Source organism: Aliifodinibius sp. S!AR15-10 (assembly GCF_031569985.1).
GTDB lineage: Bacteria > Bacteroidota > Rhodothermia > Balneolales > Balneolaceae > JAMQKA01.
In genome coordinates this window covers 87,124-110,680 of the sequence record NZ_JAMQKA010000007.1, presented here as the reverse complement: position 1 = coordinate 110,680, position 23,557 = coordinate 87,124, and the positions used below count along the sequence as shown (strand labels likewise).

The window sequence follows — 23,557 nt, the reverse complement described above, 5'->3', positions numbered from 1 at the left end:
TCCCTAATTGTCAGAGGTAAAACATGGACAGGCAAAATATTACTACAGAAACCAAATGGGAACCACTGGTCGGGTACGCTCGAGCGGTAAGAAAAGGGAGTCATGTGTATGTATCTGGTACGACCGCGACCGATGAAAATGGTGAAGTGATCGGGATAGGCGACCCGTACCGGCAAACGGTGCAGATTATCAATAACATTGATCATGCTTTGAGAAAAGCAGGAGCCTCGCTCGAAGATGTAGTACGAACCCGAATATACGTTTGCAATATTGATCAGTGGGAGGAGATAGGGCGTGCACACGGGATGTTTTTTAATGAAATTCGTCCCGCAACCAGCATGGTTGAGGTAAGCCGGTTGATTCATCCTGACATGCTGGTCGAGATAGAAGCGGTAGCGATTATCTCTAAATAACTCACCTTATATCAGTATCAATCTTTACTAGAGGCCTTTACAAAACCGGGCAGTCATCCTGAACGTAGTGAAGGATCTCCATTTAACGGCATCAATCGGATTCAGGAGATTCTTCGACAGGCTCAGAATGACGAAGTCGTAGGTTTTGCAAAGCCCTCTGCTACGTAAAAAGCGCGGAAGAAAATATTTTCAAATTTATTTAACCATGTAGTTGAATGTCAGTAATTGGTTATGTATTATTTAACCTAATGGTTGAATATGGCAAGCGAATATTATTTGCTTTGCTTCACGCTTTGGCTACCCGGACCCGCAGGGATATCCTGTTCCGTTTTGGGAATAGCACACGGTCAATGAAATTGCCGAGCCCTGCGTGTCGCTGGCAGGAGTCTCGAAACACCTGAAGGTGCTTGAAAAGACGATCCTCATCGTTAAGAAGAAGGCAGCTACAAATGCCGTATGAACTATGAACCGATGGTTCCGGTTTTTGGTCTGATCAAAAATACAGCGCATTTTAGAGTATGCGGCTGATGAGCTGGAGCAGTTATTAAGGAAAATAAAAATGAACAAGGGATGAAATGAGATTGATTAAACCAAATAATCACAATTAAGAATGGAGTAAAACCATGGCAGAAAACAACAAAAGTCTTACTGTTTCAAAAGTCATTAATGCAGATCGTGAAACAATTTTTGAGGCGCTAACTAATGGTGAAATTATGCAAAAGTGGTTTTATGCGGGGGCAGATGGTTGGTCGGCCACGGTTGAGAATGATCCCAAGGTGGGTGGCAAATACCAGATTGACATGCATGGAAAGAATGATACTTACAGTCACGAGGGGAAATACAAGGAGATTATTCCCAATGAAAAACTGGTATTCACCTGGAACTCCCATGCTGTGCAAGATACGGTTGTCACTATAACGTTAAGCGAGGTGAATGGGGGAACAGAAGTCAAGCTAAAACACGATTTCTTGCCAAACGAGGAGATGAAGAAGAATCACACGGAAGGCTGGAAGCAGATTCTTATACATCTTAATTCTGTAGTGGTTGGTTAATTGTAATTTTTTCAATGGGATTTACTGTAAATTAACATGTAAAGCTGGTTCATTTCCCACTCACTCTTTAATGTTAGATTTGTGTAACAATTTTGTATGAACTTTGCTTCCTGCAATAATTGTTTACATCATATAAGAAAGACGGGAAAAAATCCTGCAGGTATTAATTTGTTAGGAGGAGCCAGTTATGCAATTAATAGTAAGACACAAGGTAACTGATTTTATAAGATGGAGAGAAATCTTTGAGTCCCACAGAGAAGCCCAGCGAGAAGCGGGTATGAAGTTGAAGAAGCTGTGGCAGAATGTCGACGATCCAGAAGAGGTTGTACTATACTTTGATGTGGATGACGAGGAGCGTGCGCGGGAGTTCGTTTTCTCTAATAAGGGCCCTGATATAAAAGATGGTACAGAAGTCATCGACGATCCGGATGTCTACTTTGTAGAATAACGGATCATCTTAAAAAGTCAGGGAGAAATTGAACGAGGGTTGAAATCCAAGGTCAAAAACGGTCACCGGAGTAGTTCTTAAGCGGTCCCGGGGTTTCGTCCTGTCTATGACAAATGAATATTCCCGGTACCAGGGATTTTGCCTGTCAAACAAGTTGAAGAAAGAGACTGAGAGGTCACTACTAATGTGTTGTGTCTTTAGTTTGTACTCCAGGCTCAGATCGGTTCGGTAGTAATCGTTGAGGCGTTTTTGGGTGTCAGGTCCAAAAGTTGCAAGCTGGTTAGGAGTACCTGAAGCATACATCCAAGAGAGGTAAAGATGAAAATTGTCTACCGGATTTAGTTCTGCAGATATCGAGTAGCGATATGTGCGATCCCACTCAACGGGAAAAGCAGCCCCCTGCCTTATGCGACTGTTTTCGAGTTCCATGCGTGACCATGTAAAGGTCTGTGTCAGACTAAATCGATTGAAACTGTTCTTTAGCAATAATTCTAACCCTCTTCCATATCCGCTGTTATCAAAAAACCACGGTGCTTCTGCAAAAGTGTTTGTTAAAGATTGTGTATTGATCTCGTGCAACCGGAGGTTATCAAAGGATTTTACATAGGCTTCGGCCTGGAGAAAAGTAAAGGGCGCGGGTTTTAAGTAGAGTCCAGTGGTGATGTAGTCGACCTCACTGGGGGGCTGGGATTCATTACTCAATACCCAGACATCCGAACTGACGACGTTAAACAGGTTGACCTGGTGGAGAAATTTGTAGTTTCTGCTATATCCAAAGCTAAAAGATACCGCTTGTTCAGGAAGTAGTTCTAATTTTATCCTTGGAGATGCTCCCAGGAATGAGCCATTGGTGAAGTAATGAACTCGAGCACCCGCATTCATCCGAAGATATTTCCAGCCGTTAAAATCAAGCTGTGTGTAAGCATTAATTTTGTGTGAGGATACATGTGAGAAGAACCCCGGGCGATCGAAAGAGCGTTCATAATATTCCCCAAGGTAGTATTGATAGGAAGAACCAATGGTCCAGATAAAGGTATAGAAATCCAGGTCAATGCTCTCCTCAGCCTTGAATTCATTGATGATACTGCGGTTTGCAAAAGGGTAGACAAACGCCTGCATCAAGGTGTTACCTTCATCAAATTGTACATATGTGAAGTCTTCCTTGGAATAATCTGTCTCGTATACGCTGAATCCCGCCATGCTATGATTAAAAACAGAAGTAGAGATGGAGTTTTCATAATGTACACTGCCCGCCAGGTTATACCAGCCGTTTTGGGTTTCAACATTGATCGGGCTCAATTCACCACTGTTGGCCACATCATTAAACGTTCTCACCAGTCGTTCTGCAGCCTGGTCGGTGAGGTCGGCCCCATAATACCCGCTGACATAAAAGCGCCCGCCATGGTCACCCTCGAAATATAGCTTTCCGTGCAGGTCGTAGAAACGTGCTTGGTAGTCGCCCGGTGTAATCAGTCTGGATTCAACATCCACCAGGTTGGGCTCCAGGATTTCCCGGGAGCGATCGATATCCAGTCCCCATTCCACAAGTCCAGCATTATTGAGCCAGTCCACCGTATTCATATAGGAATGGCGACCTGACAGCAACCAGCTGCTTTTTCCTTTTTTAATCGGTCCCTCAATGGTGGCCCGGTACGATGAGTTGCTAAATCCTGCGGTAGCGCTTAGATTGTTCAGAGAACCGGTTTTGGTAAGCAGGGAGAGCGTGCCCCCGGGAGGGGCTTGGTACTGGGCCGGGGCGATATCGTAAAACAGTCCACTGCGCCGCAGTACATCTGAATTAAAGCTGTCAAGTAGCCCAAACAGGTGACTCTGGTTAAAAATAGAGGTTCCGTCCAGCATCACATGGAAACCGTCGGAGGAACTACCCCGCACATGGATGCCATCACTCATTGCGGTAGTCATGCCTACCGATGGCAATTGCTGCAATCCGCGGATGGTATTGGTTTCTCCAAACGGGCTGAATGATCCGATATCCACAAAGCGTTCGAGTTCCTCGTTAATCGAATTGAAATACTTCTGCCCGGTAACGACAATCTCATTTCCATCGATCGATTCTGGTGAGAGCCGGATCGTGAGGTCATTAACCGGACTGTTGGCACCCAGATTGATCTCAGCAGTGGAAGGACCGTAGCCTATGTATGAAGCTGTCAAGAGCAGTTTGGAGGAGGTACTGGCATTATCTATTACAAAATAGCCCGCGCTGTTTGAAATAGTCCCTTTTACCTCGCCATGCTGTTTCCATTTTACTGTAGCGTAGGGCAGTCGTTCCCCCGTGGATGCGTCCACTACAAAACCTGATATCTGCACCCTCGAGGTTTTTCGGGTTGTTTTAGACCGGAATAGGATCACCTGTTTTCGTGCCGTATCTACGCGCATTGCAATCTTTTGATGCTCCAGCAAAGGTCGCATACTGCTGAGTAAATCATCCTCCGTGGATTTGAAAGACAGATTTACCTGGTTGATATGAGCTTCCCTGTAGAGAAAGCGGTACGGCGTTTGATTCTGCAGATCATTTATGATCTCAATGAGGGGGGCATTGTTATATGAAAATTGGCCATAGACAGGTATGGCCAATAGACATAAGCTGATTGTACCGAGGAATAGTATCCCCTTCTTCTTCAAATAATCCAACATACCTCACACGTGTTCAAGCGTTATTATTCGGCTTCAAATCTGTATTGTTTTTCCCCCGTTGAGATGAATGTACCGCCAAGAACCAGCCCCAGATCATTCAGGCTGGCTTCAAGATTTTCTAGGCTGAGGCGCCCGCCAATCCGGGTTTCTGCAATGTTCCTGGAAGCGGTGATTGATATATTAAAATGTTGCTCAAGTTCGGAAAAGACATACTGTGCCGGCTGATCCTGGAATGCCAGCTCGTTATTTATCCAGTCAGTAAAAAGCTCTTCGTTGGCAGTTTCCGGTTCAGTAAGTCTGGATCCACTTATCGAAGCATATTCACCGGGCTCCAGAGTTGTGGATGCAGAGCGGTCTACCGTCTCAAACTGTACAGAACCTTCTTGTAGGTAGACTTGGACCAGGTCTCCCCAACTGCTCAGCATAAAGCTTGTGCCCAGTACATTCACACGCCCGTTACCGGCTTTGACCGAAAATGTTCGGTCGGGATTTGAAACGACATCAAAAAAAGCTTCGCCGGTGAGATCATATTCCAGCTTTTCGGGACTTTCAGTAACAAGATGAATTTTAGAATAAGGGCGTAGGGTAACAGTGCTACCGTCTGCTAAATTAATGGTTTGGGTAAAACCTTGTGTTTCAGTAATTAAGGTAGCTGTCGGCTGGTTTAACAAATAAAACAATCCAGTAGTAACAATAAGAAGAATTGCTGCTGCAGCGGCCCAAACCCGGTAATTTCTGAGATTGTACAATCGGTAATTTGGGGTACTTTGTTCATCCGGAGAAATCTGTTGCTCAATAGAATTCCATAAACCTGTTGAATCAGTCTTCAGGCGGGATGAGCGTTTTTCCCTTTCCTCACGGAATTTCAGCAACGGTTGCATCAGGGGATCCGATATATCAGATAAGCTGGACCCGGTATCCAATCGCTGGCCGATTTCCCGGGCCAGTATCAAGTCCCGATCATCTTCTGGTATGTTAAATTTATCAGCCATGGGTTAAGATTAAATGAGCGGACCGACTTTTTGGGAATCGGCCCGCCCTGATGTCTAAATTTAGATTATTGCGTGAGCTCAAACCTGACTTCGGCTGCAAGAATTCTGGCATCGGTAGCCCGGTCATAGATTCCGTCACCAAAGGCGACTACAGCCTGTCCCTGTTCAAGGGCTTCGGCAACAGCACCAAGCGTGTGGAACTCTCCGCTTTCTGAAATAATCGTTTCTTCGCCAACTCGGATTGTCAGTTCTTCATCCAGCGTAAAAGTACCGGTTTCAAGATTAACAGCCGTTACGTTGCCTTCAAACTCTTCGTGTTGGGCTTTGAATACGACCTCATTTGCAATCAATTTGCTGTCCGTACTGCTGGAAATTTTCCCGGAACCATATGCTACAATATCAGCACCGGCTTCCAATGCTTCAGCAGCTTCTTGCAAGCTGTAGAGATTACCACTTTCCGAGACAATGGTATTGTCGCCAACACGTATGGTCAATTCCTGGTTAATAGTGAAGGTACCTGCATCCAGGCTTACCCCGGTGATATGACCTTCAAACTGTTCAGACCGAACTTTGAAAGTGACTTTATTTGCCAGCAATCCGGTTTCGGTATCGTTGGTGCGTATCCCGCCACCGAAAGCAACCACATCATATCCCATTTCAAGGGCTTCAGCAACTTCCGTCAGATTATACAGATTTCCTTCTTGCGAAATAGTGGTATTATCATTGATCTGTATGGTGAGTTCGCCGCCAATGGTAAAGGTTCCCAAGTCTGGGTGTACTGCGGTCACATGGCCCTCGAACTCTTTGCGGTCCGTTTGAAACTTAGCTTCCACGACCAACAGCTCGGCATCAGAGTTTTCATCTGCCTTTCCGTATCCAATTATTTTTACTTGATAGCCATTTTCAAGAGCCTCCTTAACGCCTGCCAGTGACAGAAGATCTCCACTTTCTGAGATAATGGACTTTTCTCCAAAACGCACATGATCCTCTTCATTAAACGTAAGAATGCCGGTATCGAGGTTGATTCTATTCACCCAGCCTTCAAAGTGCCGGCCATCACTTTCTTCAACCTCAAATGTGACTTCGGTAGCGATAAACTGGTCGCCTTCAACAGAACCTGATCCCTCAGCCTTTACGTGGGCTCCATCTTCAATCGCTCTTCCTACTTGTTCAAGTCTCGTAACATCGCTATCATCGCTGATTTCCACCTCTTCAGATAGTTTGATTGTACGCCCGCTGGCCAGTACAAAAGTGTTGGCATCTATATTTACGCGCTTGACGCGACCTTCGAATTCATCATCATGATCCCTGACATCCCCGTCATCGAGATTGATAAGGAACAGCTTTTGAAATCCTTCGAAGCGCAGCAGTGCCGTACCGTCACCGTTCATTTCAACGGTACCGGTAATGGTTTTCGTTTCGGTGCTTCCGTTGGTGCTCTTTTCGATAACCATCTCCCAGCTTAAGGTCCCGGTAACCCCCTGCTCAAGACCTCTGTTTTCCGCTACCACCGTTTTGTCAATCTGTATGTCGAGGAAACTAATCTTCGTATTATAGTTTCGCTGCAGGTTTTCTCCAGCATCATTTTGAGTGCTGAGCTCACCCCGTCCATGGTGAACGCCGTCGATTCGCAATATGGACGATGCTTCAGACGCTCCGTCAATGAAAAAGGTATCCTGACGTACAAAATGAGATTCCCTGACCTGCGACTCGATCTGTCCTTCGCGGAATCCCTTGAAATCGATCGTTTCGATTCGATCTTTATTTTGTCGCGGGAAGGCAATAAACTGACCGTTATTGTCAGTAAAGATATATTTAAGCGTATCCTTGACGCTCTTGAAATATTCATTGTTATGTACAATCCGCTCAAATGCTATAGTGTGAACCCCGGTTTCCGAGTTGTAATTGTAGCTGAAGTTGCGCTCTTCACCACGCCCGCTGTTGCTGTCATCATCATGTGATTGCAGGGAGGAGCCGTCTTCTGATTTGGCCTTGGCTCGCTCAAATCCACTGCTCGATACCGTCGAAAGGGCATCGTTCAGGCTTGCCATCACACCGCTGTTTTCATCGGAAAGTGATTCACCCAGAATCTGGCTTGCCGCCTCAAGATCCGACTCGCTTACCTCAGTATTTACAGGTTCGTCTGATAAGCCGTCAAGTGTACACCCCGAAAGAGCCAACGTAATCGCAACCACTATAAAAAAAAGTGGGTTCCGAAAATTAATTTTAGGTTTAGAAGCCGTTTGCATAATAATCTCCGTTAGTTGATATGTATTAAGGAATCTTTGTGCTTATTACACATCAAGCAGGGGGTTACCCCTAACGGTTTTTGCTAATGTAGAAAATTTTGTCTGTAAATTATTGTTTTGTATGCATATTTCTATAAAAACAAGCTAAAAGTCGGAGAATTCCCCAAGTGCACTACGGATATCCTTGAGCGCGAGTCCCATATGATTTTCGACTGTTTTGCGGGTGACCCCAAGCGTGCCTGCTGTTTCCTTGTAGGTAAATCCCTGCATAAAACAAAATTCAAATACCATGCGCCTCTTTTCTGGCATCTGTTCAATGGCATCTTCAACGGCAGATAACAGGTCTTGGTGTCGGGCATGGTCTTCTGGAGTCAGGGAGGACTCATCCGAGATGTCGGGTTCTTCATCATTAAATTTTGCACGGTCACGAAAGTGGTTAAGCATCCGTGTGTAGGCAATTCTGAAAAGATATCCTCGTAATGATTTCGTTTCGTCGATCCCATTTCTTTTTTCCCAGATAGTGATGAAGGCCTGCTGAATGAGGTCCTCTGCCGTTTGTTCTGAGACTCCTTTGCTTAGCAGAAAGCGATATAACGCATCCTGGTGGTTTTCAAAAAATGTTTTAAAGGCCTGGTGGTTTCCATTTTTAATTTCGGTTGCTAACTCCGTTTGATCCAGTTCATCGGCTGGAGAACTTGACAGAGCCAAAAAAATCAGCTGGAACAGGATCTGTTCTGTCATAGATTTATTAACTAATGCATAACTAAATGGAAAACAAGGTTGTAGCTAAAAATGGGTAAATCCCACTGGATTAACAAAAGCGTATATATCTGGAGTCTTGTTTAGCTTCAGAAGCACATATAAAACCGGAGCAATTACAGGTGGCAGTAAATGACAGATATGAATAGGTGCCTGGCAGGAGAGTAAGAAATTATATGGGATTCATAGTCCCCTATATCGTTTAATTTCTTCCCTTGAATGGCCTAAGAAAATTTATTCATTTGTATTATCCTCCTCATTAGACTCAATGGCCTGTAAAATTTTTTGGTAAAGGTCACGGAATCGTTCTTTTTCCTCTTCGGTAATAATTTCTAATTCTTCCTGCATTGTAATCTCTCCTCTTTTTATTTTCAAAAGCTTATGGGGTCGAACCCTGCTAGGTTGGAAGGGTTCGTTTAGTTGTTAGTCAAAAAGACTTTGTTTTTAGGACTACTAAGGTAATCATTGAATAGGGTTTTTACTGTTAAATAATCCTTAAGAAAATATACTCTTCTTTTCTTTTGACTCTAGTTAAACACCTGACTTGTTTGCAGGTTCCGTACCAGCAACAACGCTATTTAAAAAGCTTCGCCTAAATCAACATAGTTGCCCGAGCTGCGGCGACCAATACCGTAATCCAAGCGAATATTGATCTTTTTAGAACGAGAGAAGAGGTAACGGATCCCGATTCCAACGGCATATTTCAGCTTGTCCAAATGCAAGTCATCAGGATGCTCAAAGACATCCGCGACGCCGGCAAAAGCAACAAATCCGATCCTCCCAAACAGCGGGGCCACACGATATTCTATCTGTAGGGCTGCCAGGTTACGGTCGATGTATCGCACCGAGGAATATCCACGCATTGTGCTTCCCACTGAGGGTAGCAATCGAAAAGGCAGGTCGCCGACCGAGACGGAGCCCAAACCCTGAACGGCCAGCACGTGTGATCGATGGATGGGGATATACTTGTGAAAATCGGCAGTGAACTGCGCAAAGGTGTGGTCACTGCCCATCAATTTTGAGGCGACAGAAAATTCCAGGGTATGGTAATCTCCTCTACGCGGATAGAAGTGATTATCGCGTGTGTCTTGCCTGAACAAAAAACCAATGGAAGAGGTCAGTGTTGTTCCATGGCCGGAGACTGTTGCAAGAGTTGACCGGGCCTCTGGGCTTTCAGGATTTATTTTACCATAACGCAGGGCGTAGTTCAGACCGGTGAAGTATCCCTTTCCAATATTTTTCATTGCTTCGATGGAGGACTCATAAAGCTGTTCGGTAAACTTTTGCTTGTCACTTGTGCTGGCATTCCCAATTCCATAAAAGGAAGTCGGCCATTTTTTGAGGGAAAACTTGCCCGTGAGGCTATAGGAATTATCCCGCAGCCACACTCTAGGCCGCAGGAGTAAATGATACTGCTTGTTTTGGGTGTAGTAGGAATCCATGCGAACGCTGGAGGGATTGCTGGCGGATGAAGTTCGGAATACGATTTGGGGCAAAATACCAATCGCCAGGCGCGTGTCTGGTGAGGAGAAGAAGATCGGGAGCAGGACAAATTCGGTTTTTTCTACTTGGCCTGTATCAGTCGTTGAAGAGTCAACGGAGATGGAGGGCGGTAGCGATTGCTCAATAGCCGGCAATATTCCCGGAAGAGTAGAAAATCCACACAATATGCTAAATAGAACTGAATACATTGCTGCTCCCCATCAGGATAAATAGTTGGGAAAACAATTATAGAGGGAATTTTACAAAGCGACACTCCATAACATTATTCCACAATTTTTCAGAATATGCCAATCAAGTGATGGCATATATTAATATAGTAAGTTTAATAAATACAAGTGTTTATATGTGATAAATTGCGTTAATTAGATAGGTAGGGTGATTTTCTGAAAAAAATGAAGGGAACGGGTGTTTTGAACTGGACAAAAACTCGAATGAATCATGAGAGACTTATCCAAAAAAATATCTCTCCGTCTATTTCTTACAATTGGACCTTATGAGAGAGATGCTGACTACAAGGAACTGCTCAGATCACTTGCGAGACAGGGATTGCTTATCTATGGAATATTAGGTGTAGTTATAGTGATAGTCTATGTTGCTGCATTTGTTTTTTGGCTGGGCAAATCCGTGCATTGGGATTACAGCGGATTTGATCCTGATGTCCATATTATGGTTTTAGACAAAAGCTTCATCCTCTTATTGTGCCTCTCAATTATTCCGATCTCTTATAGCTCTATCTCACTGAACTGGATAAGGGGACTTATTTATTCCCTGGTGTTGCTCATCTGCTCGGCCATACTAATGGATGATATAGCTAATCAAGATGTGTCTGCTACGACAACCTATTTAACTATTGTACTTGTATTTGCGGTTGCCATGGTACCCTATAAAGGTTGGCAAACTGCTTTGCTGGCTATTACAGTGATAGTCTCAACGATACTTATTTTGCAATTTGTACCCGGGTGGCTCGGGTTAAACCCCCTACAGCTAAAGATTTCACAAATAGTTATCATTTCTGTGATTGCTTTGTTGTTAACAGGTATCTCATCTCAGTTATATATTAACCGATATCGGCAACACCTGGCCAAGAAAGAGGCAGAAGAATTAAGTTGGAAGTTGAAAGAGCGTGCTGAGATACTCCAAAAAATGAAGGAGAAATCGGAGCTCCAGGCTGATCAGTTGCTGGAAAACGAAAAGCTCAAAGACCGGTTTTTTGCCAATATCAGCCATGAATTTCGCACGCCACTTACGGTAATTCTGGGTCCCTTGAAAGATATATTAAAGGAGGGTGAACAGAGTGGAAAGAAAATTGTCAGAACCAACCTGTTACAACTGATGCTCCATAATGGCCAACGTCTGCTGGAATTGATAAATCAATTATTAGATCTCTCCAAAGTTGATGCCGGCCAGATTAAACTGGAACTGAAAGAGGTCGATTTGTCTGAGTTAATCCGTGATCAGGTACTCTCCTTTGGGCCGCTGGCCGAGTCGCACCGGGTTCAGCTGGCTTGTGACCTACCATCTCGTCCCATTATTGCAGAAGTGGATCCACAGCAGATAGAACGGGTAATCGGGAACCTCGTTTCCAACGCAATTAAATTCACGCCAGAGGGTGGCCGGGTGACTGTCTCACTCACCAAGACAGATTCGGTGGAAGGAAAGATACAAATTATTGTGAGTGACACCGGCATTGGTATTCCCTCGGACGAGCTGTCCCACATTTTTGATCGCTTTTACCAGGTTGCCCATAGTTCGGGGACATTTCATACCGGCACCGGCATTGGACTTTCACTGGCGAAAGAGATTGTTGAACTTCACGGCGGGCAGATCGATGTGAGCAGTGAACCGGGGAGCGGGAGCCAATTTATAATTGCACTTCCAGGAATTTTAGCTGCATCAAAAGAGGGAGGAAATGGAGTACCGGGGAAGCAGCAGCCTGAGCTTGTGACACAAGAAAGTGTTGACTTTTTGGAGGAGGAGACAAGGCGTTCAGATGATGCGCCAGCAGTTCTGCTAGTGGACGATAACCCAGACATTTTAGCCTACCTGGAGCCTTACTTGTCCCGGCGATATGTTGTCATAGCAAAGGAGGAGAGCGCTGAAGCCCTGGAACTGGTGAGAAATGACAGCATCGACCTGGTGATCAGCGACATTATGATGCCGGCCCCCGACGGGTTTGAACTCTGCAAAATCATCAAAGAATCGCCAGAACTAAATCATATCCCCGTTATTTTGCTGACTGCACAGGCCTCCGAGGAAAGCCGGATCGAGGGGCTGGAACTCGGCGCAGACGACTACATCAGCAAGCCATTTAGTGCTGCCGAGTTAATGGTCAGGGTTGAGAATTTGATTGACCTCCGAAAGAAACTCAGGAAAAAGTTTAGCCAGCAGGTTCGCATTGAAGGAGAAAAGGTGGATGTTACCTCGGAAGACGCCCGGTTTTTACAACAGGTCCAGGAGGTAATCGAAGAGCATATGGAGGACAGCAATTTTAGTGTCGACTGGCTGGCAGGCGAAGTGAACCTGAGTTCACGGCAGCTTCAGCGGAAACTCCGTTCCATCACCGACCTCTCGGCGGGCGGCTACATCCGCCTGATGCGCCTGGAACGTGCAAGTCAATTATTGCGTCAAAAATGGGGTAATATTTCGGAAATTGCATACAAAGTGGGCTTCCAGGACGCCAAGTATTTTTCTCGTCTTTTTAAGCAAACCTTTGGGGTCACACCCTCCGAATTCGTGGAAGAGGAAAGTCGATGACAGCGTCCTTTTCCACATGGGCAATCTGTCAAAAAGTATACGATATCCCCGTTATTAGAATGAATGGCGGTCCCCCAAAAAACGTATCTATCGTCTGAAAACCCTTGGTAACGTACGATAATTCGGTTTGGAAGGAGATGTTTGCCCCAACCGGCAAGCTAACCCCGGCATGAACGGCGGACCACAATCCAGGTGAATGCTGTGATTCGGAAGCATTTCCCCAAAGATCATGCGCCGAAGCCGATGCAATAATGCTTCCCCCAATTTTATATCTGAAGTTTGATCTCTTCACCCATTCAAAATTGATGTTAGGTCTGGTAATAAACCACGGATCTGGATCCGGTTTTTGGGTTTGAGGATAGAAAATGATTGGCGTGCAGTAGTACACCCGGAAGGATTCTTTACTTTGATATAAAACCGTACGTACTCGAAGGCCGATTGCTTCCTCAAAGGGAGTGAAACCACCAAGAATACCCACCGTCAGCCGGTTGGATACACCATACGCATATTCGCTACTGCCAATTACTGGGAGGCCGGTAAACAGAGAAAGCCTGGACTCTCCACGCATATTTATAACGTGATCAAACACATGGTCCCGGTTTTTAACTTCCGGTACCAATTGGAGTGCTTGGACATTTTGAGTAATAAAACAGAGTACTAACAATATTAAACACCTTGATCTATGAATCGGGATATAAGCGTAAGCTTCCATTGTTGTCACCTTTTTTATGTGTGATCGATTGTTTGTGAGGTAACTTACTGAGTGGGCACGGAGACATAACCGGCATTTGGGGTAGAGAAAACGGACATCAAAAAGAGTCTCAATTCAGTGTCCAAATCAGTGTCCAAACTCCTCAAATACCAGATAAGGTCTGCGTAGCCTAGACATAGGCCGTGTCTAGGCTAGACGAAGGCTGTGTCTAGGGTAGGGCATAGGGTATGTCTAGTATAGAGGTAGGCTATCCGGGCAAGGTGGTCGTGGGATAACCTTAAGCTTGCATGTCGGGTTTGTTACCGCTTAATGTCCCATCTCTCTACCCCGATCAAGGCTAGTATAGAGAATAAAATAGGTCCTTAACGATCAAAGTAATATGGAGGGTCATCATGTTAGGTCAAAGGAGTAGTTTATCTGGTAACTGCTGGAAACAACTAGTGATGATATCGATTGGCATCCTCATCTCAACAACCACAGTATCGGCCCAGATACAAGGCGTTGCGAAGGGAGACCGGGTTAAAATAGATGCTCCTTCGATGAGTGATAGAAGAATCATTGGGACAGTCCTGGATAATTCGGGGTCGGTTACCATTCTGGCCGTCAGGAATGATTCTACGTATTACATCCCAAATAGCTCAATTCGAAAACTATCTGTAAGTGCCGGCAAGAAACGTAAGCCGCTGAAAGGAGCCCTGCTAGGTGCAGGTTCAGGCGGGCTTCTGCTTGGTATCATTGCCGCTGCCACCAACCCGGATCCTAAACCATGTGAGGGAGAATTATTCTGTGGATCTTTTGAATTAACAGATGGAGAAGCCTTTGTCTTCGGAGCCGTGTTGGGGATTCTGGCAGGAGGTGCCGTCGGAGCTATCACAGGAGCGCTGGTTGAGACCGAAAAATGGGTAAGGGTGCCATTGGGATTTTCAATGGGAATACAGCCGTCGGTGTATCAAGATAAGTTCGCTTTGCATCCAACGGTTTCTATTCAATTCTCACTTTCAAAATAGAACTGAAGGGGAGGGATAACAATGAAAAATGGGGCTTTCATAATGGCACTCCTGTCATTGGCACTGGTTGGTTGTGATGCTTTATTTTCAACCTCAGGGGGACAGGAGGAGAAGCCAAAGCCAGCTATGTTAATTATTGCTGGGACGGCCTACAGCGAAGAGGATGGATCTCCCATAGCAGGGATATCCGTGACGCTTACGCAACGCAAAGAAGACCCGATAATGGGCTGTTGTACAGATATCAAAGAAATTGCAGAGGTAAAAACGCAGACATACGGGAAGTATAAAATTACGGCGTTTGTCGGTGGACTGGATTGCTTACTGGACACCTTTGTTCTTTCTGCCCGGAAGCAGGTTGGCGATAGCTTGGCATATTACCTGTCTGTTCCAACCTATACCAGTCTTTTTTCCAGAGGTATCTACGTGGGTTGTTCGGAAGATACCCTGCAGGTTGATCTGCCTATGAAAAAGCCGGACCCTATTCTTTTGGATACAAATTTCACCATGCAAGTATGGGCGGGTAGTTACTACCGGGGAGATACAGACGGCGACACCTCGAATGCTCAATTCAATAAACCAAGTGGTATCGTGGCCGATCAGGATGGTAATCTGTTTGTGGCAGACCTGGTAAATCATAAGATTAAGAAGATCACTCCCGGTGGAATGGTGAGTACCTATGCCGGCGGTCGTCGTGGTTACAAGGATGGTAATGTTGAGGAGGCACAGTTCTCGTATCCTTCTGATATAGCTTTGGCTCAAGACGGCAGCCTATTCATTGTTGATCGCAGCAATAACCGGATCAGAAAAATTACCCCCCAGGGAGAAGTAACCACACTTGCAGGTAACGGTAATAGGGGAGATCGTGATGGAACCGGTAACGAGGCTGAATTTATGAATTTGAAGAGTATCGTAGTGAATAGCAACGGTGTGATATTTCTTAGCACAGGCAGCCGATCGATAAAAGAAGCTCCCCAGAAAATTAAGAAAATAACGGCTGATGGTGAGGTAACTACTATTGCCGGTGGGGCTTTTGCTGGATTTAGAGATGGCCCGGGTGATAAAGCACTGTTCAGTGGTCCGTCAGGTTTGGCACTTGGTCCCGATGAACAATATCTGTACGTAGCTGACAAAGGAAATCATGTGGTTAGAATGATTGACTTGGCGACCGCGGAAGTAAGCACTTTCGCGGGCTTAGTAGGGAGTGACGGTCATCGCGATGGTGATCCAGAGGAGGCTAAATTTGATTTTCCTTCGTCACTTGCAATAGACCAATATGGGAATCTTTATGTGGGAAATGTTAGCTTGGGATCCCGGGGAGAGCTCCGCAAAATAACTGCAGCGGGAAAGGTAAGGACCATCATATCACAAAATTTTATAGACATGACATTTGATCCCAATGGCGATCTTTATTTCACAAGAGAGCATCTAATTGGAAGAATAACGTTTGAATGATCACTGTTTAGTTCCCTTCTCAGAACACATTCTTGTCCCTCTTTTTGTTAAGAACTCCTCTAATACCAGCTAGTGTCTTCCCAAAAAAAGTTGAAACTTATTTTATAAAAGGCTGGATTAAGGAATATCTCGGCTTTCAAAGTCCAGAAAATCCGAATCTCAAAAAGGGGACTAATCACCAATAATCGTCATTTTGGTCGAATGTCTGAATTTCCCCACCTTCTCGGCGCATTTTCCACCCGTATTACTGCCTATCTATAAAGTACAATGGAACTCAACTGATCTAACGAGGTGACAAGTGAACACGCACACAGAAAATACCAGGCTCCTTGCCGCAGTCATGTTTATCGATATCGTAGGATACACGGCGCTGATGCAGGAAGATGAGCAGCAGGCGATCGCCCTTCGGAATCGGAAACGTAGCGTAGTGGAAATGCAGGTGACAGCATTCAGCGGACAAATCCGCCAGTATTATGGTGACGGCGCGCTGGTAACATTCCAAAGTGCTTACCAGGCAACGCTGTGCGCGAGAAAGATCCAGGAAGAGCTTAACAAAGCACCTATCGTCCCGGTACGGATCGGTATACATATGGGAGAGATCATTGTTACTAGTGATGGCATTTATGGCGATGTGGTTAACGTGGCTTCTCGTATCGAATCGCTCTCTTTTGCAGGTGGAATCCTGATATCGGACAAGGTGGAAGATGAACTAAAAAACCATCCCGACTTGAAATCGGTATTTGTCGGCAGGTTTGAACTGAGAAATGTTGCACGTCCCGTCGAGATCTACGCCGTCCGTGGGAAAAGTCTCACTCTCAGCGGGGGAGAGGTCCTGCGCAAATGGGAAAAGAAAGCGTCAGAGATAGCACTCTCACAGCTTATTCAACCATATATCCAAAATATTAACGCCGGATTGATAAACTAAAATGGACAAAGATGATGGAAGCGAAAATCATGGGAAGTGCAGTGGAAAAACTGAAGGAAAACCTGACAGTGTATTTGAATGGTTCAGCCAATAACTCGGCACTTTACCTCTCGCTTGAGGAGCAGGATCCGTTTCGCTTGGGAGTTTGTAAGTCGCCGGTGGGTAGTGGGGCAGGTTCCGGCGGATTGAGATACAGTATCCTGCTTTGCCAACCGGGTAAATCGATCTTGGTCCATCGCATGAAATCAATCGGGCCGGAAGTTTGTATGCCTGATATTGGCCGGCCCCTTGTTCATGAAGAAGCAGTGGCGCTGATCAGGGAATGGATTGCGAACATGGAATGCAACTCTTATGAGACTGCACCTTGCGTTCATTACATTCCAGTTAAAGAGGTATGTCCTAGAAAGGAATTTCGTCCTCATCCATGTCATCCATATTTATCGTTGGCTCCTCATCATTAAACGGAACATCTTCGGGTGGCCCGCCTTGTTGAGGTCCTTGCTGCCCGCGCTCGATTTTCCAGGCTTTAACGTCGGTATACCAGCGGCCGTTATATTCCCGGCTCTGAATATCCACGTGTGCCGTGAGCGTTTCCCCTTCCTGCACATCGAACTCGTCGATTTTTTCACCCCACTGCGTAATGCATACCTTCTTGGGGTACTGATCCTGAGTTTCGAGTATAAACTCCTGCTTGCGCCAAGGCCCGTTCTTTCCAGTTCCGGATTGCTCTTCGAGTATCTGGTCTACCTTTCCTTTAATCTGTACATCCATAAGTAACTGTTGCCTATAAAATTATTCTTGAGTAATCGGTAGCACAGGATATGGATGCGTGCCATTTATATCAATAAAAATGTCCGCTGTTTTACTCTTCCATTGCTTTGGCAGTGAAGCTCATGGAAGGGTAATCAGCCATCTTGTACTGAATATTCGCTTCTTGATTGATATTTATCATCTTCATGGTGGTTTTATCACCGCTCGTCTTGTCTTCTGAAACCATCTCCATAATGGTGCCATAGGGATAGTCTTCAGGAATTTTCCCCTTCATCTGTTTGGCATTGGTTTGCGCTTTAAAAAGCATCAGGTCTGTTCCCAGGAAAGTGTCCCGTGTCACCCACAGTTCAACCAATCCTTCATCTGATTCGGATCTGTAACCGTCGCAAGCATAACCGTGTATATTACGACTTCCAATTTTGGTATAGCCCTGCCATTCGTTGATGTTGTCCCAGTCAGTCTCCTGGTAAGCAGCTGATTCACCCGACATTTCGGTATCCTGTTTCCATTCATAATTAAATGAAAACTTATCCTCCTCATTGCTCATCAACATGAGCATGGCAGAATTTTTTAAATCGTAGATTATGAACAATTCACCATCTTCATTGTTCATCTCTTCCGATCTGAATGAGGTGCCGGTATACATCTCATTCTGATTGTAATGCATATCCATTAGAACCGGCGGATCAGATTTGCCGTTTTTCCTGGTCGTTTCGATCTGCATGGTCGTTATTGTATCAAAACGATATAGATCCTCGGTTTTTACATTGCTGTTCATGGCAAACGGATACGTTCCGGACAGGCTGTCACCACTCATTTCACCAAAGATCGAATTCCAGCTCTTTTCTACCATTTGCTGAGCTGCCTGCGCTACCTGTTCAGCCATTTTTTCTTCCAGCTTCTGTTCTGCAGCCTGCTGCGCTTTTTTCTTTAGCCGATCAAATATTTGTGCGTTTGCTTCAAGATTGCAGGCAATTGAAATCAGCACTCCTGCCAATAGTACGTTTAGACATTTCATATTATGCTCTCCATTTAAGTTTCCCGCTTATTTGAATTCGAAAGCTACTAAAAATTCTCATAAGTTATGTAAAAATAGGTACTTATAAGAATTATAGTCCTGCGGTGGAGAAGCATCACAACAAAGTATTGAGACGCTGAAAATAGTGTCCTCTTAGGACTTGTCTGTATCAGGCACGATAGAGATTTTATCCAACGAGAGTCCCTTCATGATCGCGTCATAGTTGGAGATATCAGTTGGAATGATAACCTCGTTCTCTTTGTCGGCAAGCTTGGACAATTGGTTAATATATTTTTCCGCGAGCCGCATCTGCATCGCTTCTTTTCCTTTTTGTGTATTGAGGGCTTCGGCGATTGCTTCGATGGAGATGGCAGTTGCTTCGGCTAGTTCTTCAATCTCCTTCGCCACCCCTTCCGCCTCGTTGATGCGCCGCTGCATTTCACCTTCCGAGACATTGATGACCTCACGCTTCCGTCCCTCGGCATCATTGATGCTGGATTCCATGACACCTTCGGAGTGCGCAATCGTCGCTCGGCGTTCTCGCTCGGCTGTCATTTGCCGCTCCATGGCGCGCTGGATGGTTCGGGGCGTCATGATGTTTTTAATCTCATAGCGGTGTACGCGGATCCCCCAAGCCTTCTCCATCTCGCTTAGCACTTCTACAACCTCCTTATTGATCACGGCGCGATCCTCAAAGGTGTCATCCAAATCCATGGTACCGATGACGGAACGCGTGGTGGTTTGTGCGAGCTGTACAGAGGCAAAGCGGTAGTCCGTAACGCCATAACTGGCATTCACCGGGTCGATTACACTCAGGTAGATAACCCCGTCCACCTCCACCTTCACATTGTCTTTGGTGAAACACTCCTGCGGTTCCACCTCTATGGTTTCCTCACGCAGATCCTGCCGGTATTTCACCTTGTCAAAAAACGGGACCAGGGCGTGAAAGCCAGGACCGAGTGTTCTTTGATATCGGCCAAGCCGCTCCACGATGTAGGCTTTTTGGGTGGGGACAAGCTGTATCGATTGAATGAACTTGTACAGTACATAGATCGCTAAAAGTCCGAGTAATACTTTGCTGATAGTCTCAATCATTGTGCGTCTCCTGTTGAAGTTGAGTTTATATTTGGTCTCGTGTGGTCGCTCACCTTGCCAACGCCTTCAAAAAATGTTTTCAGGTTTGCAGTCTCAGTAGGGAGTACAGAGATATTTGCACCTTCAATAACTTTGCCCAGCTGATCGATATACTGCTCGGTGAGGCGTGTTTTTACTGCCAGCTGTCCGCCGGGCTTTTCAATTGCTTCTGCTATACGGCCGAGTCCTTTGGCTGTGGCCTGGGCGATCAGCTCCATCTCCCTGGCTTTCCCTTTTGCTTCATTGATCCGTTTTTGCCGGTTGGATTCGGACAGCAAAATAGCCGACTGCCGTTCACCCTGCGACTCGTTGATGCGGGCATCGCGCGTTCCGGTAGACTCAGTGATCTCGGCGCGCTTGTCGCGTTCGGCCTCCATCTGCTTTTCCAGCGTGTTAATGACATCGCTGGAGGGACGGATGTTTTTGATCTCGTACCGCATCACCTTGATGCCCCATGGGTCGGAGGCTTTATCGATCTCGCGCACGATATTTTCGTTCATCTGTTCGCGTTCCGAGAACGTTTCATCAAGCGTTATTTTACCGATTTCACTCCGCATTGTCGTCTGTGCCAAGTTGACAGCGGCCGGCCGGTAATCTCCGATTCCGTAACTGGCCTTGTAGGAGTCCATCACCTTGATATACACCAAGCCGTCGACCTCCACCTCGATATTGTCTTTGGTGATACAGGTCTGGCTCGGTACATCAATTACCTGTTCCCGCATCTCCTGCCGATAGGCCGGGCGGTCTACAAAAGGGATTAGAAAATGGAATCCCGGTTTAAGCGTTTTGTTGTATTTCCCCAAACGTTCTTTAATGACCTCTTCGCGCATCTCAACGATCATAAAAACTTTGGTGACGAGGAATACCCCGATTAAAATCAGTACTAAAAGTATTGTCCACATGATGTTTCCTTAATGTTTTAAGTTTAATCGAATGTAATGTGTATCTGAAGAGCTCTCCTGATGGTGTTGGTCAGAAAGTCTTAAGGTCGGAGGTCGAAGTTCTAAGAGGCCAAAGTCAAAATTACCTTAGACCTTGGACTTGAGACCTTTTGACCAACTAATTCCCGTCTTCAAGTTCATCCATCGGTTCCACAATCCAGGTGACATTATCCCGGTATTTTATTCTGGCTTTTTGTCCCTTTTCCAGTTTGCCCTCAAGTGTTTGTGCCTTCCAGGAAATGCCCTGGTACCGGATGCGTCCTGAGTTGTCCATAGAGTTAACCGGCTCGATGACGTCTACAACCTCGTCGATCGCTTCATAATCTTCATCAGCCAGCTTAAAAGTGCTTTCGCCACCCCAGTATTTCATGATTAGCGGACGCATAAGCAAAATCAACCCGATGGAGGTAAATAACCAGGTGATTACAGCTTTGGTGGGCTCCATGAGGATGCCGAAAAAACGCAGAGCACCTACAAGCAATCCGCTCAATCCCAGGAAAAATGAGACACCTCCCGGAACGACTGTTTCGATCAGCATCAACAAAATCCCCCCAATCAGAAAGATCCACGTAAGTATTTCCCCATCCATCGCTTACATAATTTGTTTGTAAAAAGCTCTCCAAAAATGTTACAAAAATTAATCGAATAATCGACCTTAATTTTAGAATAATATCTTCGATAAGAAAGTCTCTTACCCAAGAGTAGCTATATTAAAAAATATTAATAGTGTAACATGGGGTGGGAATAATTCTCTTGGTAATAAATCATGTACAGAACGCTGAAGTTATTTTAACCACAAGAGACAGAAACGTTGGAGAAGAATATACTTATTGTTGAGGATGAAATGATTATTGCTCTCATGCTTGATCAAATGGTTACTAAACAGGGACATAACGTCATTGACAAAGTCTCAACTGGAGAAGCTGCAGTTGAATCGGCTCAACGACATAAACCCGATTTAATCTTAATGGATATCCGTCTCGGGGGCCAACTAGATGGGATCCAGGCGATGCAGAAAATCAATGAGCAAAATCCGACGTCCGTCATTTTTGTAACTGGTAATTCAGATGACAGCTATAAAAAACGGATTAAAGAGATTGATCATCTCGCTTTTCTTACTAAACCGGTCACATTCCATGAATTGAGCAGATCGCTTTCTGCCGCATCTTAAAGGGGAAAGCTCTAAATCTTGACCTGATAAGCGGCCCTGGATTTTGAATCTTTTGTCACATGTGTTCGTAGTACCTGTTGGCAAATGTAAGAAATCAAGGAATGACGATGGGTTCAAAATTTAAAACTCTGAGGAACCAGCTTCGTTTTTTGGAAGAAAGTGAATCGGCAGGGCAGGGTGTGCGCAGGAAAAGTTCAGGTGTTGTCGGGCAAAACACAATTTCTCGTATCTCACGCTATGTACTGTTCGGGGCTTTTGTAATCGCTTTTCTCTTTTATGCATATGCTCGCTACAGTGTACCTGAACAGGAAATTACGAATTCAGCACAGAATTTTTTTAGCTGGGTGGATCAGCCAGACGAGCAGCTTTTGGAAGAGATGGGTACATGGATGGAGGAGATGGGCTACACCGACCTCACAAGGGAAGATCTTATTCAGTTGCGGCAGGATGGAGTCACTGCCACGTTCACTTCACGCATGCGAGATCTCGGATATACCGATCTTACACTGGATGATTTGGTACGGCTCCGGCAAAATGATGTCTCAGCCACCTTTTCGGCAATGATGAAAGAGCTGGGATATGATTTATCTGTAGAGGAACTGATCCGGTTACGTCAGCATGGGGTTACCGCCTATTTCACCAGTAATATGCACGATTACGGCTATAACGATATTACAATTGATGAGCTTATACGTCTGAAAGACACCGGGGTCCGGACCTCGGAAGTAGAACAATTGGTGCAAGAAAATGAGACCCTACCCTCAATTGAACAGCTAATCCGATACCATATCAGCAACCAGTAACAGCCGTTCAAACAAGTGGAACAATCCAGAGTATATCATATTACAAATGGGTGAATGTTAAACTGAAAATGGTATGCTTTATGAAAAAACTGATATTACTCCCATTTGTTTGTTCCCTGCTTGCGGTTCCATTAATTACGCAAGGTCAGTCATCTTCTGATGGCGCTGCCATAAAAAATACTATTGGCTTCGGCCCCAGGCTGGGCTACTACAAAGCCAGTGACGCTGAAGATGGTAGTTTTTACGGTGGTGTCCAGGCCCGCATCCGGCTGGGACCGGTCCTCGGCATAGAAGGAGCAGTGGATTACCGATCGGGACAACGTTATGAGTTTGCGGGCCAATCAGTAGAAACAAAGTTTGTCCCTGTTACGGGCTCATTAATGATGTTTTTGCCGTTAAACGCTCAGATAGCCCCTTACGGATTGGCAGGATTAGGTGCCTACTACACGATTTATGACTATGAAGGGACCTTTACCAATGAGAATGAAAATGAATTCAATTTTGGATACCACCTTGGTTTCGGTGTGGAATTCCCAATAGGATCTAATGCAGCTCTTAATGCTGATTACCGATACCTGTTTTTAAATCCGGATGACAATGAACAGTCGCTCGACGATGCCAGCTTCAGTGGAAATGTGTTTACCGTCGGGCTAATGTTCTATCTCTAATTACAAGTATTCCCCCCCCCGACTCACTTCTAAAGCCTCGCACTGCGGGGCTTTTTGTTTGATTATAATTTTGTTTATTTAATCAGCATCAACTTTTTGAGTATAGAATGAACTGATGGTTTCACCCATA

22 protein-coding genes are annotated in these 23,557 nt (G+C 45.2%); 11 read left to right on the top strand and 11 right to left on the bottom strand.

What is annotated here, in order from left to right; genetic code table 11:
• Window positions 1-23: 23 nt before the first annotated feature.
• The 3 genes from NC796_RS07145 to NC796_RS07135 all read left to right on the top strand — a co-directional run bounded on the left by NC796_RS07145 (window position 24) and on the right by NC796_RS07135 (window position 1,913).
• Window positions 24-413 (top strand): RidA family protein, encoded by a 390-nt coding sequence (locus NC796_RS07145; RefSeq protein WP_310683415.1) that lies wholly within the window; start codon window positions 24-26, stop codon window positions 411-413.
• A gap of 623 nt (window positions 414-1,036) precedes the next feature.
• Complete coding sequence (locus tag NC796_RS07140) at window positions 1,037-1,465, top strand: SRPBCC domain-containing protein (RefSeq protein WP_310683413.1); 429 nt, start codon at window positions 1,037-1,039, stop codon at window positions 1,463-1,465.
• Window positions 1,466-1,652: 187 nt separating this feature from the next.
• Window positions 1,653-1,913: a hypothetical protein gene (locus NC796_RS07135; RefSeq protein ID WP_310683411.1), complete on the top strand. Its 261-nt coding sequence runs from the start codon at window positions 1,653-1,655 to the stop codon at window positions 1,911-1,913.
• 9 nt (window positions 1,914-1,922) lie between these two features.
• On the opposite strand, the gene NC796_RS07130 is transcribed toward NC796_RS07135, so the two are convergent.
• The 5 genes from NC796_RS07130 to NC796_RS07110 all read right to left on the bottom strand — a co-directional run bounded on the left by NC796_RS07130 (window position 1,923) and on the right by NC796_RS07110 (window position 10,259).
• Window positions 1,923-4,568 carry a TonB-dependent receptor gene (locus tag NC796_RS07130; RefSeq protein ID WP_310683409.1) on the bottom strand — a complete coding sequence of 882 codons (2,646 nt, stop codon included), beginning with the start codon at window positions 4,566-4,568 and terminating at the stop codon, window positions 1,923-1,925.
• Window positions 4,569-4,591: 23 nt separating this feature from the next.
• Complete coding sequence (locus tag NC796_RS07125) at window positions 4,592-5,560, bottom strand: FecR domain-containing protein (protein WP_310683407.1); 969 nt, start codon at window positions 5,558-5,560, stop codon at window positions 4,592-4,594.
• A 65-nt stretch (window positions 5,561-5,625) separates the two neighbouring features.
• Entirely contained in the window at window positions 5,626-7,809 is a 2,184-nt protein-coding gene (locus NC796_RS07120; protein ID WP_310683405.1) for a hypothetical protein, read from the bottom strand.
• Window positions 7,810-7,953: 144 nt separating this feature from the next.
• Entirely contained in the window at window positions 7,954-8,550 is a 597-nt protein-coding gene (locus NC796_RS07115) for a sigma-70 family RNA polymerase sigma factor (protein ID WP_310683403.1), read from the bottom strand.
• Between the two features lie 596 nt (window positions 8,551-9,146).
• Window positions 9,147-10,259, bottom strand: coding sequence for a BamA/TamA family outer membrane protein (locus NC796_RS07110; RefSeq protein ID WP_310683401.1), 1,113 nt, complete (start codon window positions 10,257-10,259; stop codon window positions 9,147-9,149).
• A 250-nt stretch (window positions 10,260-10,509) separates the two neighbouring features.
• Between NC796_RS07110 and NC796_RS07105 the strand changes: the two genes are divergently transcribed.
• Window positions 10,510-12,825: an ATP-binding protein gene (locus NC796_RS07105; protein ID WP_310683398.1), complete on the top strand. Its 2,316-nt coding sequence runs from the start codon at window positions 10,510-10,512 to the stop codon at window positions 12,823-12,825.
• 28 nt (window positions 12,826-12,853) lie between these two features.
• Here NC796_RS07105 and NC796_RS07100 read toward each other — a convergent pair whose 3' ends face one another.
• Window positions 12,854-13,414 (bottom strand): hypothetical protein, encoded by a 561-nt coding sequence (locus tag NC796_RS07100; protein ID WP_310683396.1) that lies wholly within the window; start codon window positions 13,412-13,414, stop codon window positions 12,854-12,856.
• A gap of 515 nt (window positions 13,415-13,929) precedes the next feature.
• Here NC796_RS07100 and NC796_RS07095 point away from each other — a divergent pair.
• The 4 genes from NC796_RS07095 to NC796_RS07080 all read left to right on the top strand — a co-directional run bounded on the left by NC796_RS07095 (window position 13,930) and on the right by NC796_RS07080 (window position 17,382).
• A complete protein-coding gene (locus tag NC796_RS07095; RefSeq protein ID WP_310683394.1) occupies window positions 13,930-14,544 on the top strand; it encodes a hypothetical protein in 615 nt (204 codons plus the stop codon).
• Window positions 14,545-14,565: 21 nt separating this feature from the next.
• Window positions 14,566-15,996: a hypothetical protein gene (locus NC796_RS07090; RefSeq protein WP_310683393.1), complete on the top strand. Its 1,431-nt coding sequence runs from the start codon at window positions 14,566-14,568 to the stop codon at window positions 15,994-15,996.
• A 298-nt stretch (window positions 15,997-16,294) separates the two neighbouring features.
• Entirely contained in the window at window positions 16,295-16,921 is a 627-nt protein-coding gene (locus NC796_RS07085) for an adenylate/guanylate cyclase domain-containing protein (RefSeq protein ID WP_310683392.1), read from the top strand.
• An 11-nt stretch (window positions 16,922-16,932) separates the two neighbouring features.
• Complete coding sequence (locus tag NC796_RS07080; RefSeq protein WP_310683391.1) at window positions 16,933-17,382, top strand: hypothetical protein; 450 nt, start codon at window positions 16,933-16,935, stop codon at window positions 17,380-17,382.
• Here the strand turns inward: NC796_RS07080 and NC796_RS07075 are convergent.
• The 5 genes from NC796_RS07075 to NC796_RS07055 all read right to left on the bottom strand — a co-directional run bounded on the left by NC796_RS07075 (window position 17,321) and on the right by NC796_RS07055 (window position 21,374).
• Complete coding sequence (locus NC796_RS07075; protein ID WP_310683390.1) at window positions 17,321-17,692, bottom strand: DUF3127 domain-containing protein; 372 nt, start codon at window positions 17,690-17,692, stop codon at window positions 17,321-17,323. The genes NC796_RS07080 and NC796_RS07075 overlap by 62 nt on opposite strands.
• Window positions 17,693-17,783: 91 nt before the next feature.
• A complete protein-coding gene (locus NC796_RS07070) occupies window positions 17,784-18,710 on the bottom strand; it encodes a DUF4412 domain-containing protein (RefSeq protein WP_310683389.1) in 927 nt (308 codons plus the stop codon).
• 153 nt (window positions 18,711-18,863) lie between these two features.
• On the bottom strand, window positions 18,864-19,805 hold the full coding sequence (locus NC796_RS07065) for a stomatin-like protein (protein ID WP_310683388.1): 942 nt from the start codon (window positions 19,803-19,805) through the stop codon (window positions 18,864-18,866).
• On the bottom strand, window positions 19,802-20,746 hold the full coding sequence (locus NC796_RS07060) for a stomatin-like protein (protein WP_310683387.1): 945 nt from the start codon (window positions 20,744-20,746) through the stop codon (window positions 19,802-19,804). Before NC796_RS07060 ends, NC796_RS07065 begins: the two co-directional genes overlap by 4 nt.
• A gap of 157 nt (window positions 20,747-20,903) precedes the next feature.
• Window positions 20,904-21,374, bottom strand: coding sequence for an NfeD family protein (locus NC796_RS07055; protein WP_310683386.1), 471 nt, complete (start codon window positions 21,372-21,374; stop codon window positions 20,904-20,906).
• A 222-nt stretch (window positions 21,375-21,596) separates the two neighbouring features.
• On the opposite strand from NC796_RS07055, the gene NC796_RS07050 reads away from it, so the two are divergent.
• From NC796_RS07050 to NC796_RS07040, 3 genes are all read left to right on the top strand, one after another.
• A complete protein-coding gene (locus tag NC796_RS07050) occupies window positions 21,597-21,956 on the top strand; it encodes a response regulator (protein WP_310683385.1) in 360 nt (119 codons plus the stop codon).
• A gap of 107 nt (window positions 21,957-22,063) precedes the next feature.
• Complete coding sequence (locus tag NC796_RS07045) at window positions 22,064-22,759, top strand: hypothetical protein (protein WP_310683384.1); 696 nt, start codon at window positions 22,064-22,066, stop codon at window positions 22,757-22,759.
• Between the two features lie 80 nt (window positions 22,760-22,839).
• Complete coding sequence (locus tag NC796_RS07040; RefSeq protein ID WP_310683383.1) at window positions 22,840-23,427, top strand: outer membrane beta-barrel protein; 588 nt, start codon at window positions 22,840-22,842, stop codon at window positions 23,425-23,427.
• The last annotated feature ends 130 nt before the right edge of the window (window positions 23,428-23,557 follow it).

Bases quoted from the DNA above. Each gene is read 5' to 3' on its own strand.
- NC796_RS07045 (WP_310683384.1), top strand. From the start codon at position 22,064: ATGGGTTCAAAATTTAAAACTCTGAGGAACCAGCTTCGTTTTTTGGAA.
- NC796_RS07105 (WP_310683398.1), top strand. From the start codon at position 10,510: ATGAGAGACTTATCCAAAAAAATATCTCTCCGTCTATTTCTTACAATT.
- NC796_RS07145 (WP_310683415.1), top strand. From the start codon at position 24: ATGGACAGGCAAAATATTACTACAGAAACCAAATGGGAACCACTGGTC.
- NC796_RS07080 (WP_310683391.1), top strand. From the start codon at position 16,933: ATGATGGAAGCGAAAATCATGGGAAGTGCAGTGGAAAAACTGAAGGAA.
- NC796_RS07110 (WP_310683401.1), bottom strand. From the start codon at position 10,259: ATGTATTCAGTTCTATTTAGCATATTGTGTGGATTTTCTACTCTTCCG.
- NC796_RS07075 (WP_310683390.1), bottom strand. From the start codon at position 17,692: ATGGATGTACAGATTAAAGGAAAGGTAGACCAGATACTCGAAGAGCAA.
- NC796_RS07120 (WP_310683405.1), bottom strand. From the start codon at position 7,809: ATGCAAACGGCTTCTAAACCTAAAATTAATTTTCGGAACCCACTTTTT.
- NC796_RS07130 (WP_310683409.1), bottom strand. From the start codon at position 4,568: ATGTTGGATTATTTGAAGAAGAAGGGGATACTATTCCTCGGTACAATC.
- NC796_RS07055 (WP_310683386.1), bottom strand. From the start codon at position 21,374: ATGGATGGGGAAATACTTACGTGGATCTTTCTGATTGGGGGGATTTTG.
- NC796_RS07070 (WP_310683389.1), bottom strand. From the start codon at position 18,710: ATGAAATGTCTAAACGTACTATTGGCAGGAGTGCTGATTTCAATTGCC.
- NC796_RS07040 (WP_310683383.1), top strand. From the start codon at position 22,840: ATGAAAAAACTGATATTACTCCCATTTGTTTGTTCCCTGCTTGCGGTT.
- NC796_RS07135 (WP_310683411.1), top strand. From the start codon at position 1,653: ATGCAATTAATAGTAAGACACAAGGTAACTGATTTTATAAGATGGAGA.
- NC796_RS07125 (WP_310683407.1), bottom strand. From the start codon at position 5,560: ATGGCTGATAAATTTAACATACCAGAAGATGATCGGGACTTGATACTG.
- NC796_RS07090 (WP_310683393.1), top strand. From the start codon at position 14,566: ATGAAAAATGGGGCTTTCATAATGGCACTCCTGTCATTGGCACTGGTT.
- NC796_RS07115 (WP_310683403.1), bottom strand. From the start codon at position 8,550: ATGACAGAACAGATCCTGTTCCAGCTGATTTTTTTGGCTCTGTCAAGT.
- NC796_RS07065 (WP_310683388.1), bottom strand. From the start codon at position 19,805: ATGATTGAGACTATCAGCAAAGTATTACTCGGACTTTTAGCGATCTAT.
- NC796_RS07140 (WP_310683413.1), top strand. From the start codon at position 1,037: ATGGCAGAAAACAACAAAAGTCTTACTGTTTCAAAAGTCATTAATGCA.
- NC796_RS07060 (WP_310683387.1), bottom strand. From the start codon at position 20,746: ATGTGGACAATACTTTTAGTACTGATTTTAATCGGGGTATTCCTCGTC.
- NC796_RS07095 (WP_310683394.1), top strand. From the start codon at position 13,930: ATGTTAGGTCAAAGGAGTAGTTTATCTGGTAACTGCTGGAAACAACTA.